Origin of the sequence: Paraburkholderia strydomiana, from assembly GCF_046030495.1 — a bacterium.
Classification (GTDB): Bacteria; Pseudomonadota; Gammaproteobacteria; order Burkholderiales; family Burkholderiaceae; genus Paraburkholderia; species Paraburkholderia strydomiana_A.
Genome location: NZ_JAQQCJ010000053.1, coordinates 1 through 12288 on the forward strand (window position 1 = coordinate 1; position 12288 = coordinate 12288).

Here is a 12288-nt window from a genome sequence, read left to right on the forward strand (position 1 = left end):
ACCACCATTAAATATATTAACCCCCCCCCCCGCGGGGGGTAAACCCCCCGCGGGCGCCCGCCTTCGATTCCCGACGAGGCTCGATCCATGTCTCATTCCGCAGCGAGCCGCTTACCGGCGGCCCGGCGTCGTCACGTCTCGACGACGCGCCGTCATCAGCACCGCGCCGCGTTTTTCTTCCTGCTGCCGGGATGTCTGCTGTTTTGTCTGTGCGTGGTCTACCCGATCATCAGCAGCATCTCGATCAGCTTTTACAACTGGGACGGCATGACGCCGAAGACCTTCGTGGGTCTTGGCAATTACGTCGAACTGTTCCAGTCGGACACGTTCTATACGGCGCTCAAGAACAACCTCATCTGGCTTGCGCTGTTCCTGCTCGCGCCGCCGCTCGGTCTGATGTTCGCGTTGTATCTGAACCAGCACGTGCGCGGCATGCGTGTCGTGAAGTCGCTGTTCTTCGCGCCCTTCGTGCTGTCGGGCGTCGTGGTCGGGCTCGTGTTCAGCTGGTTCTACGACCCCGGCTTCGGCTTGCTGCGTTTGATCGTGGGTCACGGCATTCCCGTGCTCGGCGATCCGCGCACGGTGACGTTCGGCATCATCTTCGCCGCGCTATGGCCGCAAACGCCGTTCTGCATGGTGCTGTATCTCACCGGTCTCACGGGCATCAATCCCGAAGTGGTCGAAGCCGCGCGCATGGAAGGCGCGAAGGGCCTGCGTCTGCTGTGGCACGTGATCCTGCCGCAGTTGCGCCCGGCCACTTTCATGGCGGTCGTGCTGACGGTGATCGGCGCGCTGCGCAGCTTCGATCTGATCGCGGTGATGAGCGGCGGCGGTCCGTTCGACAGCTCCACCGTGCTCGCCTATTACATGTACGACCAGGCGATCAAGTACTACCGCGAAGGCTATTCCGCGGCGATTGCCGTCGTGCTGTTCGCGATCATGCTGGTCTATATCGTGTTCCATCTTCGCCGCATGTTGCGCGAAGAACGCTGATTCGCCGCTTGCCTTTTTGCCGCTTGCCAGGAGTTACGTGTCATGTATCCGCTTCCCGTCGAACGCTGGAAACCCATCAATCGCACGCTCTATAAGGCGTCGTTGCCGCTCGCCTTGTTGCTCTGGCTGCTGCCGATGCTGGCCGTGCTCGTCACGTCGATCCGTTCGTCGGACGAGCTTGCACAAGGCGATTACTGGACCTGGCCGAAGCATTTCGCGCTGCTCGAAAACTACGGCGCGGCGCTCACGCAAACGCCGATGCTGCATTACTTCGCCAACAGCGTGCTGATCACGGTGCCGTCGGTGCTCGGCGCGATCGTGCTGGCGTCGATGGCGGGCTTCGCGTTGGCCACTTACCGTTTTCCCGGCAATACGGCGGTGCTGTTCGCCTTCGTCGCCGGCAACTTCGTGCCGATCCAGATCCTGATGATTCCGGTGCGCGACATGGCGCTGAAATTCGGCCTCTTCAATACCGTGTGGGCGCTGGTGATTTTCCACGTGTCGTTCCAGACCGGCTTTTGCACGCTGTTTCTGCGCAACTTCATCAAGCAGTTGCCGTTCGAGATGATCGAAGCGGCACGCGTGGAAGGGGCGAGCGAATGGACCATCTATCTGCGCATCGTGCTGCCGCTGATCCGGCCCGCGCTCGCCGCGCTCGGCATCCTCGTGTTCACGTTCGTCTGGAACGACTATTTCTGGGCGCTGTGTCTCACGCAAGGCGACGAGGCCGCGCCGATCACCGTGGGCGTCGCCGCGCTCAAGGGGCAATGGACGACCGCATGGAACCTGGTCGCGGCGGGCTCGGTGCTGGCCGCATTGCCCTCCGTTCTGATGTTCTTCGCGATGCAACGGCACTTCGTTGCCGGTCTGACTTTCGGTGCAAGCAAAGGCTGAGCACCTGCCCGACGTCAACCCGTCTACTCGTCAACTCATAACGAGACTTCTCTCATGCAACTTGGTGTCTGTTACTACCCGGAACAATGGCCGCGCGCGATGTGGGCCGACGATGCAAAGCGTATGGTCGACCTCGGCATCACGCACGTGCGGATCGCTGAATTCGCGTGGAGCCGGATGGAGCCGCGCGCGGGCGTTTTCGAATGGCAATGGCTCGACGAGGCCGTCGAAACGCTCGCAGCAGCAGGGCTGAAACTCGTGCTCGGCACGCCGAGCGCGTCGCCGCCGAAGTGGCTGATCGACGCGCATCCGGACGTGTTGCCGGTGCGTGCCGATGGCACGCGCTGGAATTTCGGCTCGCGCCGTCACTACGATATATCGAGCGAAACGTACCGGCGCGAATGCGTGCGCATCGTGGCTGCCATGGCTGGGCGTTACGGGCGGCATCCGTCGATCGTCGCGTGGCAGACCGATAACGAACTCGGCTGTCACGAGACCGTGCCGAGCTATTCGCCCGCGGCGCTCGGGCGTTTCCAGAGATGGCTGCAGCAGCGCTACGAAACGGTCGCGTCGCTCAACGAAGTGTGGGGCAACGTGTTCTGGAGCATGGAGTACCCGTCGTTCGACGCGATCGGCTTGCCGAACCTCACGCCGACCGACGCCAACCCGATCCACCTGCTCGACTTCCGCCGCTTCATGTCCGACGAAGTGGCGAGCTTCCATCGCGAGCAGATCGAGGTGCTGCGCGAGCATGCGCCAACGGCGGATCTGCTGCACAACTTCATGGGCTTCTTCACGACCTTCGACCACTACCGTTTCTCCGAAGACAACGCGCTCGATGTCGCCGCATGGGACAGCTATCCGATCGCGCGCACCGAGTCGATCGCGCTGCCGGAAGAGCAGAAGGCGCGTTTCGCGCGCACCGCGCATCCCGACGTGTCCGCGTTCGACCACGACCGCTATCGCGCGATCGGCAAGGGACGCTTCTGGGTGATGGAGCAGCAGGCCGGGCCGGTCAACTGGGCGCTGTGGAACGCGGTGCCCGCGAAGGGCATGGTGCGGCTGTGGGCATATGAGGCGTTCGCGCACGGCGCGGAGCTTGTGTCGTATTTCCGCTGGCGTCAGTGTCCGTATGCGCAGGAGCAGATGCACTCCGGGCTCAATCTGCCGAACAACGAACTCTCGCCGGGCGGCCTCGAAGTGCGGCAGGCGGCGCGTGAAATCGCGGAGTGCACGGCGCTCTCGACGCTCGGCGCGCCCACGCGCGCGTCCGTGGCGATCGTCTTCGACTACGAGACGCAATGGATGTTCGAGATTCAGCGTCATGGCAAGACCTTCGACTATCAGACGCTGGCGTTCGACTACTACGAGGCGTTGCGCGAACTCGGGCTCGACGTGGATATCGTGGCGAGCCGCGCGGACCTGTCAGCGTATCGCCTCGTGGTCGTGCCGAGCATCGCCGTGATCGACGACGCGCTGGTGCAGCAGATCGAACGCAGCAGCGCGCAATGGGTCTTCGGCCCGCGCAGCGGCTCCAAGACGGACGCGTTCGCGATTCCGGGCAACCTGCCGCCCGGCGCATTGCAACGCGTGCTGCCGATGCAGGTGCTCGAAGTCGAGTCGCTACGGCCCACGCTCACGCCCGCGTTGTCGATCGAGGGCACACAGGGCACCGCCGTGTATTGGCGCGAGCATGTGCGGGCCAACGCCGAGACGCGCGTCGCCGCGCAATTCGACGACGCGTGGCCGGCGCTGCTCATACACGGCAAGGTTCGCTATGTGGCGGCCTGGCTGTCGCATGCGCTGCATCGCGCGGTGTTGCAGCAGGCCACGCGAGACGCGGGCATCGAGACGCAACTGCTGGCCGACGGCTTGCGCATTCGCCGGCGCGGTGGCCTGACCTTTGCATTCAATTTCGGCGAGCAGCCGGTGCAGGCGCCGGCGCCGTCCCACGCGACGTTCGTGCTCGGCGCGGCGCGCCTGAACACCGGCGATGTCTGCGTATGGAAAGACGCCTGAACTGGCGTGCCGTTCGGACCGGATCGGATTGGCAGAGGGAGTAGTCGGAGAAGTGGCAAGACCGGAGGTTGAAACACAGGCGCATCACACCGGACCAGGCGGCCTCGAGAAGAGCCGCCATTCAATAGATGGAGGATGACGAATGAACCGAAGAGAAATGCTGGGATGGCTGGCATCAGCGGCTGCGGCGGGTGTCGGCACGACGGTGGGTCTGCCCGCCATCGCGGGCGAGGGTGAATCCACCGCGCACGGCGGCCGCTTTGCGATGGGCGCGGACGTCTCGACGCTGCTCGAACTGGAAGCGAACGGTGCGAAGTTTTACGAGCATGGCGAGCGCCTCGATTGTTTGCGGATTCTGAAGAGCCATGGCGTCGATTCGATCCGTATCAAGGTCTGGAACGATCCTGGCAATCCGAACTATTTTCCGGCCAATCAGAGTCCCGCCGCCGGTTACAACAATGCCGAACACGTGCGCGTGCTGGCGCGCCGCGCGGCCGCGCTCGGCCTGCGCGTGCTGATCGACTTTCACTACAGCGACTGGTGGGCCGATCCGGGCAAGCAGTATCCGCCGCACGAGTGGGAAGGCAAGGACATCACGCAGACGTGCGCGCTACTGTCCGAGTACACGTCGAATGTGCTGAACATGCTCAAGCGCGACGGCGTGCATCCGGAGTGGGTGCAGATCGGCAATGAAATCACCGGCGGCATGCTGTGGCCGCTTGGCAAGTACGACCAGCTGGACAACCTCGCGCTGCTATTGAAGGCGGGGCATGACGCGGTCAAATCCGTCGATCCGCGCACCAAGGTCATGCTGCATATCGACAGCGGCGGCGACAACGCGAAGAGCCGCTGGTGGTTCGACAGCGCGACGCAGCGCGGCGTGACGTTCGACGTGATCGGCCTGTCGTACTACCCGCAGTGGCAAGGCTCGCTGAGCGACCTGCAGAACAACGCGAACGATCTGGCGGCGCGCTACGACAAGGACGTCATGGTGGTCGAGACCGCGTATCCGTGGACGACCAGCGACGGCGATTCCGAGCCCAACTCGATGACCAACGTCGGCACCTCGACCTTTCCGCAGACCCCAGCGGGGCAGGCACAGTTTCTCGGTGCAGTGACGGACGTCGTCAAGGCGATCCCCGACGGCCGCGGCAAAGGCGTGTTCTGGTGGGAGCCCGAATGGATTCCGACGCCGAACGTCGGCTGGGAGAACGGTGCGGGCGATCAGTGGGACAACAACACGTTGTTCGATTTTCACGGCAACGCGTTGCCGTCGCTGGATGCGTTTCGCCGACGCTAGCATGCGCACCGGCATGCGCACCGGCATGCGCACCGGCATGCGCGCCGGTTAGCGTCCGGCGCGCGGACCGTGAGTCCTACGTCCATATCGCACGGCACCGCATCGCGTGCCGAGGGCAGGCATCACTGAGCGGGTGCCTGCCCGTTCTTCTTCAGACACTCCGACGTGAACGCCATGCTGGCCTGGTCGGGCGTCATGCGCGGCGCACCCGGGCTGAAAATCTTTTCGATGATCGCGTCGACCGCCTGCAGGTCTGCCGGGTCCTTATAGTATTTGGCCGCCTGGTCGAGCGCCTGGGCCTTGGTCTTCTTGTGCGCACGCCACGAGGCGACCTGGCCGGCGATATCGCCGAGCGCAAAACATTGATCGTTGACGGTCTGTGCAACGGCCTGCGCGGCCGGTTGCGCGAGGCACGCCGCCAGCAGCGCGGAGACGACTACGCGTTTCATTACCGGAATCCTGACTTGAGATGAGCGGTGCGGCGACGACGGTGGCATCGGCCAGCGCGGCGGCCGCACGGGTAAACAACCGCGTAGTTTATCGGGAAGTGACGGGGCACGCTTTTTTTACCCCCTGGCCTGCTTGCTGTCACGCGCTGGAAATGAAAAAGCCGCCCAGGCGGGCGGCTTCGAGAAACCAGCGGATCCGGCATGCGCGCCCTTGTCGCGCGCGTTGTTCAATGCCCGAACGACTCCGCCTTCGACGTGTTCGCCGTCGCCACATGCGGCCGCGCCGCCTGTTTGATCAGCAGCGCCACGCACGACAGCAGACCCGCCACCGCGACGGTCGCGAAGATGCCGCCGAAGGTGAAGTGGCGGCGCGTCAGTTCGGCCACGAGGAACGAACCCGCAATTCCGCCGAAGCGGCCCACACCGAGCATCCACGCGACGCCCGTGCCGCGGCCTTCGGTCGGATAGAACGCGGCGGCGAGCGCCGGCATCGACGATTGGGCGGTATTCATCAGCACGCCCGCGACGAACACGATGAACACCAGCGCGCCCACGTTGCCGGCCGCCTGGCCGATGAAATAGACGCTCACCGCGGTCAGCGCATAGCAGGCCGCAATGATCCGGTTCGCGTTGAAGCGGTCCATCAGCACGCCGCACACCACCGCGCCGACGCCGCCGAGCGGGAACAGTGCGGAAATCAGCGTCGCGCGTTGCGGCGTGAGCCCGGCGTCCTTCAGCAGGATCGGCATCCAGTTGATCGACGCGTAGAAGATCACGAGGCCCATGAAGTAGGCCACCCACAGCATCACCGAGCCGATGATGTACGAGCGCGACAGCACCACGCCCAGGCCCTTGCTGCCGGTTTGCGGCGCGCTTTCGGTCATCGTGAAGGCGCTTGCCTGCACCGCGTCGCCCGAAATGCGCGAGAGCGCCGCGCGAATCCGCTCGACCGGCTTGTTGTTCGCCACCATGTAGCGGACCGACTCCGGCATCTTGCTCACCAGCAGGATCATCAGCAGCAGCGGCGTGATGCCGCCGAGCAGCAGCACACTGCGCCAGCCGAAATGCGGGATCATCCATGCGGCGAGAAAACCGCCGAATGCGGCGCCGAGCGGAAAGCCGCAGAACATCAGGTTGATCACGGTCGCGCGGCGGCGGTCCGGGCAGAACTCGCCCATCATCGTCACGGCGTTCGGCATGGCCGCGCCGAGGCCGACGCCCGTGATGAAGCGCAGCGCGGTCAGTTGTTCGATGTTGCTCGAGAAGGCCGAGCCGAGGCACGCGACGCCGAACAGCAGCACGGAACTCAGCAGCATCACGCGCCGCCCGAGGCGGTCGGATAGCGGGCCCGAGCCGAGCGCGCCGCACGCGAGGCCGAACAGCGCGGCGCTCAGTACCGGCGCGAGCGCCGGCTTGGCGATGCCCCATTCGCCGATCAGCGAAGGCGCGATGAAGCCAATCGCGGCCGTGTCAAAACCGTCCAGCAGGACGATGATGAAGCACATGAAAAAAACCAGCCACTGGAACGGCGAGAAGGGGTGTTCGTTGATGAATGTCTGAACGTTCACAGCAGTGCTGCGGCTCATGATGGTCTCCCGATTGTCAAAAGGCTCGTGGAACCCGAGCCTTTCCTTTCTTTCACGATCGTACGCCGTTTGGAAGCGATGCACGATGCCCCCGCCGCAGCAAACCGTTTGCATGACGACGGCCACGCGGCCCGGAAGCCGTAACCGGCGATTGCCGCCATGGTGGCATGACTGATTTGGTGGGCGTGTTCGTATATAGAACCGCGATTCTTTCTGCGAACACGCACTGTAAGTAATCCGACAACGGGGGGCAAGGCGGGATTACCCGAGATGTTGCGAGCGCACATCGGCTCGCGGGACCGCGCCGGGCGGCGCGGAGAGGGTGGATGCCACGGCGCCCGCGCGCGGTGCGGCGGATCCAGAGGAGGGAAAGGGGAGAGCGCCGCTTTGAGAGCTTCAACTGGCGCCCGTCAGGGATTGTCAGAACTTCATTGCTGAACGTTAACTGCCTGAAGCAGGCGACCGCTTCAGCCCAGTTTCGCCGCGATTGCCTCGCCCACTTCGGTCGTGTTCGCTTTGCCGCCGAGGTCGCCGGTGTGGGGGCCTTCGATCAGCGTCGCTTCGATCGCCGCGAGAATCGCGTCGTGCGCTTCGCGTTCCTTGCCGCTCGACTGGCCGAGGAAGTCGAGCATCATCGCGGCCGACCAGATCATCGCGATCGGATTGGCGATGTTCTGGCCGGCGATATCGGGCGCGGAGCCGTGCACCGGTTCGAACAGCGACGGGAATTGGCGGTCCGGGTTCAGGTTGCCCGACGGCGCAAGGCCGATCGTGCCGGTACAGGCCGGACCGAGGTCGGAGAGGATATCGCCGAACAGGTTGGTCGCCACCACCACGTCGAAGCGGTCGGGATGCAGCACGAAGCGCGCGCACAGAATGTCGATATGCTGCTTGTCCCACTTGACGTCCGGATACTGCGCCGCAATGCCGGCCGCGCATTTGTCCCACCACGGCATGCTGATCGCGATGCCGTTGCTCTTGGTGGCGACGGTGATCTGCTTGCGCTCGCGGCGCTGGGCGAGATCGAAGGCGAACTTCAGCACGCGCTCGCTGCCGTGCCGCGTGAATACCGATTCCTGCAGCACGAATTCACGCTCGGTGCCCTCGAACATCACGCCGCCCACCGACGAATATTCGCCTTCGGTATTCTCGCGCACGATCCAGAAATCGATGTCGCCCGCCTTGCGGCCCGCGAGCGGCGACGGCACGCCCGCAAACAGGCGCGCCGGGCGCAGGTTGATGTACTGGTCGAATTCGCGCCGGAACTTCAGCAGCGATCCCCACAGCGAGATGTGATCGGGCACGGTGTCCGGCCAGCCCACCGCGCCGAACAGAATCGCATCGGCCGATTGCAACTGGGTCTTCCAGTCGTCCGGCATCATCTTGCCGTGCTTCGCGTAGTAGTCGCAGCTAGCCCATTCGATGTGCTGATACTCGAGCTCGATGCCGAAGCGCTTTTGCACCGCGTCCAGCACGCGAATGGCTTCCGGCATGACTTCGACGCCGATGCCGTCGCCGGGTATGACGGCAATCCGATATTTCTTCGACATGTTTGTGCTCCTCCTTGGGGCTTCAATCGGGGCTTTCGACGATTCAACGGCGCTTATTCTATTCCTGTCGTTTGCATCTAAAATGGCGGCTTTAGTTAAGTCACTGTGCACGATTCGTGCACAAACGCATTGGCCGCCAATCCGCTATGAATGCCGTCCCGTCACCCGATCTCGCCGATTTGCGTGTGTTTTGTGAAGTCGCGCGTAAATCCAGTTTCAGCGCGGCGGCGGAGGCGCTGTCGGTGTCGGCGGCGTACGTCAGCAAGCGGATCAACGTGCTCGAGACTACGCTCGGTACGCGGCTCCTGCACCGGTCCACGCGCCGCGTCGCGATTACCGAGGCGGGCGAGCGCGTCTACGCGTGGGCCGAAAAAATTCTCGACGACGTCGAGCAACTGGTCGAAGACGTCTCCACCACTCGCCGCATTCCGGCGGGCAAGCTGCGCATCTCCAGCAGCTTCGGCTTTGGCCGCCGTTTTATCGCGCCCGCGCTGGCGCGCTTCTCCGAACGTTATCCGCAATTGAGCGTGCGGCTCGATCTGTTCGATCGTCTCGTCGACGTGGGCGGCGAAGGTTTCGACCTCGATATCCGCCTCGGCGACGAGATCGCGCCGCATCTGATCGCGCGGCGGCTCGCGTCGAATCACCGCGTGCTGTGCGCGTCGCCCGATTATCTCGCGCGGCATGGGGCGCCGCGGCAGCTTGCGGATCTGTCCGCGCACGCGTGTCTCGCGATCAAGGAGCGCGACCATCTGTTCGGTCTGTGGCGCCTCACGGTGCGCGGCGAAGCGGCGTCGATCAAGGTGACCGGGCCGCTGTCGACCAATCACGGCGAGGTCGCGGTGCAATGGGCGCTCGCCGGTCGCGGCATCGTGTTGCGCTCGATGTGGGACGTGCGGCCGCTGCTCGAGAGCGGGCAGTTGCGCCAGGTGTTGCCCGAGGTCACGCAGCCGGCGAATCTGTGGGCGGTTTATCCGGCGCGGCTCGCGCAGTCGGCGAAGGTCAGGGTGTGCGTGGATTTCCTGAGCGAGGAGTTCGCGCACTGGGGAGCGGTGGAGGCGGCTGAGCAGGTTTAGCCGCTTCGGAGGGGCGGGCGTGTTTTGCAAAGGGACCGGCGCAGCGGGCCTCGGCCGCGAAGTGAGTGGCACGTTCAACTCGGCGCCGGTCGCGAAAGTTTTCGTGGGACGCGCTGCGCCATGTCGCAGTGATCCTGCAGCGCGAAGCGGGCGTCTGATGGCGCAACGCGTGCGCTACCGGGCCGCCGCATTCAGCTTGCGCCACAGCGTCGTCTTGCTGATGCCGAGCGCGTCGCAGACCGCGTCGCGATCGCCGTCGTGGGCCGCGAGCGCGGCGCGGATCTGATCGGCTTCCACATGACGGCTGCGTTCGCGCAGCGTGAGCGCGGCGGGCTTCGCCGGGCGCGCGTGGGCTTCGACGATTTCAGGCGCGACGGTGCGCAGCATCTCGCGGGTGACGACGGTGGCGCTGTCGGCTTGTGCACCCGCGCTCGTGTCCGTCTCCGCGCCGATGTCCACATCCGCGAGTTCGACCGCGATCCGTTCGATCACGTTCTGCAATTCACGCACGTTGCCCGGCCATGCATAACGCCGCAACGATCCACCGAGCCCGGCAAGCACACGCTCTGCCGTCACCACGTCGGGCACGCGCGCCGCGAGCCTCGGTTCACGCGCCGCGGCCTGGCGCAGCAATTCGGCGGCGAGCGGCAACAGATCGTTCGGCCGCTCGCGCAGCGGCGGCAGCGCGATGCTCAGGATGTTGAGCCGGTAGTAGAGATCGGCGCGAAAGCTGCCCGTTTCGACGCCCTCGGTCAGCGCGCGATGCGTCGCCGCGACGACCCGGATATCGACGCGCGTCGGCTCCGTCGAGCCGAGCCGCACGACCTCGCGCTCCTGCAGCACACGCAACAGGCGGCTCTGCAACGACAGCGGCATTTCGCCAATCTCATCGAGAAACAGCGTGCCGCGATGCGCGACTTCGATGAGCCCCGCCTTGCCGCCCTTGCGCGCGCCGGTGAACGCCCCTTCTTCGTAGCCGAACAGCTCGCTCTCCAGCAATGCCTCGGGAAACGCGCCGCAATTGATCGCGACGAAGGCGAAGTCACGCCGCGCGCTCAAGTGATGCATGCTCTGCGCGACCATCTCCTTGCCGGTGCCGCTTTCGCCGAGAATCAGCACGGTCGCGTCCGATCTCGCATAGCGCCGCACGAGCGAGCGCACCCGTTCGATCGATTCCGACGCGCCGACGATGTCGTCGAGCCGGTAACGCGCGGTGAACTGCTGCACGCGCTGCCGCGCGCGCAACGTGCGGTCGAGCCGCTCGACCGCACGCGATTCCTGAAACGTCAGCACGGTGCCCGCCGCCGTGCTGGTGCTGGCGAGCGGCCCGCGATGCACGACATAGCTCGCGCCGCGCACCGTGCAGAAACTGTCGCCGTCGGCGTCGGGCAGACTGCCGGCGAGATCGGGCGCAAGCTCGAGCAGCGCGCGGCCCGCGGCTTTCGCCGCATCGATGCCGAGCACGCTGGCAAGACGCTGATTCATCACTTCGACGCGGCCTTGCGCATCGAGCGCGACGACGCCGTCGCGCAGATGTTGCAGCAGATTGTCGAGCCGTTGACGGCGCACGGTTTCGCGGCGCGTGGCCTGCGCGACTTCGAGTGCGGTGTCGAAGCCCGCGCGCACCGACGCGCGCGAATAGAGAAACACCGCGCCCATCCCGGCATTCGCAGCGAGATCGGTGACGAGGCCGGGGCCGACCACGACGTCGATGCCGCGATCGCTCAGGTCGAGCACGACGCTCTCCGCGTCCTGCACGGATTGATATGACGCGAACGTGATGTCGAGCGCGTAGGCGGCCGTGAAGCGCCGTATTTCGTCGGGCGTTTCGCCGTGCGTGACGAGCGCGACCCGGGCGCCGTCGCGCCGCGCCCGCGCGAGCGCGTGCATCACGTCGAAGCCGGTCGGGTTGATCCGCACGACCGGCACCGACACGCGCGTTTTCAGATACGCGCCGTTCGAGCCGCCCGCGATCACGACATCGGGACGACCCGCGCCTGCGCTTTCGATCTCCCGCACGGCGTCTTCGAAGCCGTGCGAGACGATGCGCAGGTCCGCGCGCTCGACGTATTCGCCGGCGATGTCGAAGAACAGATCGCGCAGGCGGCTGATGCTGAGCGCCCAGATGCGCGGGCGGGGGGACGGTTCGAAAAGAGGTGTGCTCACGGGGTGGCTCGCGGCAGGCTTGGGGAGGCTGTCTATTATGCGCGTACCCATTCCCAAACTGAAATGGCGATTTCACTTGTGAAATAGGTCGGCGGGGCGGTGCGGCGGCTGTCTTCCTTTAAATCAGGCACTTAGCACGCGATATCACGGCTGGCCCGTTCTTTGCGTTTAAGGATGCCAGTCAAAAAGCCCCACCATGCCTTCTGGAGACAACTGATGAGTGAAGCAGACAACAGCACGCCGAACACAGGCGCA

At 64.9% G+C, this 12288-nt stretch carries 9 protein-coding genes; 5 read left to right on the forward strand and 4 right to left on the reverse strand.

Features of this window, described 5'->3' with window-relative positions; translation table 11 throughout:
- Positions 1–87: 87 nt before the first annotated feature.
- The 4 genes from PQQ53_RS34615 (at position 88) to PQQ53_RS34630 (ending at position 5206) form a co-directional block, all read left to right on the forward strand.
- Positions 88–993 (forward strand): carbohydrate ABC transporter permease, encoded by a 906-nt coding sequence (locus PQQ53_RS34615; protein ID WP_408150784.1) that lies wholly within the window; start codon positions 88–90, stop codon positions 991–993.
- A gap of 42 nt (positions 994–1035) precedes the next feature.
- The gene (locus tag PQQ53_RS34620) at positions 1036–1887 is read left to right on the forward strand and encodes a carbohydrate ABC transporter permease (RefSeq protein WP_121320857.1); all 852 of its coding nucleotides are present in this window, start codon (positions 1036–1038) and stop codon (positions 1885–1887) included.
- Positions 1888–1941: 54 nt separating this feature from the next.
- Positions 1942–3906, forward strand: a complete 1965-nt coding sequence (locus PQQ53_RS34625; protein WP_408329168.1) for a beta-galactosidase — start codon at positions 1942–1944, stop codon at positions 3904–3906.
- Between the two features lie 142 nt (positions 3907–4048).
- On the forward strand, positions 4049–5206 hold the full coding sequence (locus PQQ53_RS34630; RefSeq protein WP_408329171.1) for a glycoside hydrolase family 53 protein: 1158 nt from the start codon (positions 4049–4051) through the stop codon (positions 5204–5206).
- A gap of 122 nt (positions 5207–5328) precedes the next feature.
- Here the strand turns inward: PQQ53_RS34630 and PQQ53_RS34635 are convergent, their stop codons facing one another.
- The 3 genes from PQQ53_RS34635 to PQQ53_RS34645 all read right to left on the reverse strand — a co-directional run bounded on the left by PQQ53_RS34635 (position 5329) and on the right by PQQ53_RS34645 (position 8791).
- Positions 5329–5655: a hypothetical protein gene (locus PQQ53_RS34635; RefSeq protein WP_408150777.1), complete on the reverse strand. Its 327-nt coding sequence runs from the start codon at positions 5653–5655 to the stop codon at positions 5329–5331.
- Positions 5656–5882: 227 nt separating this feature from the next.
- On the reverse strand, positions 5883–7241 hold the full coding sequence (locus tag PQQ53_RS34640) for an MFS transporter (RefSeq protein ID WP_408150775.1): 1359 nt from the start codon (positions 7239–7241) through the stop codon (positions 5883–5885).
- 467 nt (positions 7242–7708) lie between these two features.
- Positions 7709–8791 (reverse strand): tartrate dehydrogenase, encoded by a 1083-nt coding sequence (locus tag PQQ53_RS34645; RefSeq protein WP_408150773.1) that lies wholly within the window; start codon positions 8789–8791, stop codon positions 7709–7711.
- A gap of 146 nt (positions 8792–8937) precedes the next feature.
- Between PQQ53_RS34645 and PQQ53_RS34650 the strand changes: the two genes are divergently transcribed.
- Positions 8938–9867: a LysR substrate-binding domain-containing protein gene (locus PQQ53_RS34650; RefSeq protein WP_408329174.1), complete on the forward strand. Its 930-nt coding sequence runs from the start codon at positions 8938–8940 to the stop codon at positions 9865–9867.
- Between the two features lie 174 nt (positions 9868–10041).
- Here PQQ53_RS34650 and prpR read toward each other — a convergent pair whose 3' ends face one another.
- Complete coding sequence (gene prpR, locus PQQ53_RS34655) at positions 10042–12033, reverse strand: propionate catabolism operon regulatory protein PrpR (RefSeq protein ID WP_408329177.1); 1992 nt, start codon at positions 12031–12033, stop codon at positions 10042–10044.
- Positions 12034–12288 lie beyond the last annotated feature (255 nt).

What these genes read in the sequence shown, in the direction of transcription:
- PQQ53_RS34650 (WP_408329174.1), top strand. Translation starts at nt 8,938, where the DNA reads ATGAATGCCGTCCCGTCACCCGATCTCGCCGATTTGCGTGTGTTTTGT.
- PQQ53_RS34645 (WP_408150773.1), bottom strand. Translation starts at nt 8,791, where the DNA reads ATGTCGAAGAAATATCGGATTGCCGTCATACCCGGCGACGGCATCGGC.
- PQQ53_RS34615 (WP_408150784.1), top strand. Translation starts at nt 88, where the DNA reads ATGTCTCATTCCGCAGCGAGCCGCTTACCGGCGGCCCGGCGTCGTCAC.
- PQQ53_RS34625 (WP_408329168.1), top strand. Translation starts at nt 1,942, where the DNA reads ATGCAACTTGGTGTCTGTTACTACCCGGAACAATGGCCGCGCGCGATG.
- PQQ53_RS34620 (WP_121320857.1), top strand. Translation starts at nt 1,036, where the DNA reads ATGTATCCGCTTCCCGTCGAACGCTGGAAACCCATCAATCGCACGCTC.
- PQQ53_RS34635 (WP_408150777.1), bottom strand. Translation starts at nt 5,655, where the DNA reads ATGAAACGCGTAGTCGTCTCCGCGCTGCTGGCGGCGTGCCTCGCGCAA.
- PQQ53_RS34640 (WP_408150775.1), bottom strand. Translation starts at nt 7,241, where the DNA reads ATGAGCCGCAGCACTGCTGTGAACGTTCAGACATTCATCAACGAACAC.
- PQQ53_RS34630 (WP_408329171.1), top strand. Translation starts at nt 4,049, where the DNA reads ATGAACCGAAGAGAAATGCTGGGATGGCTGGCATCAGCGGCTGCGGCG.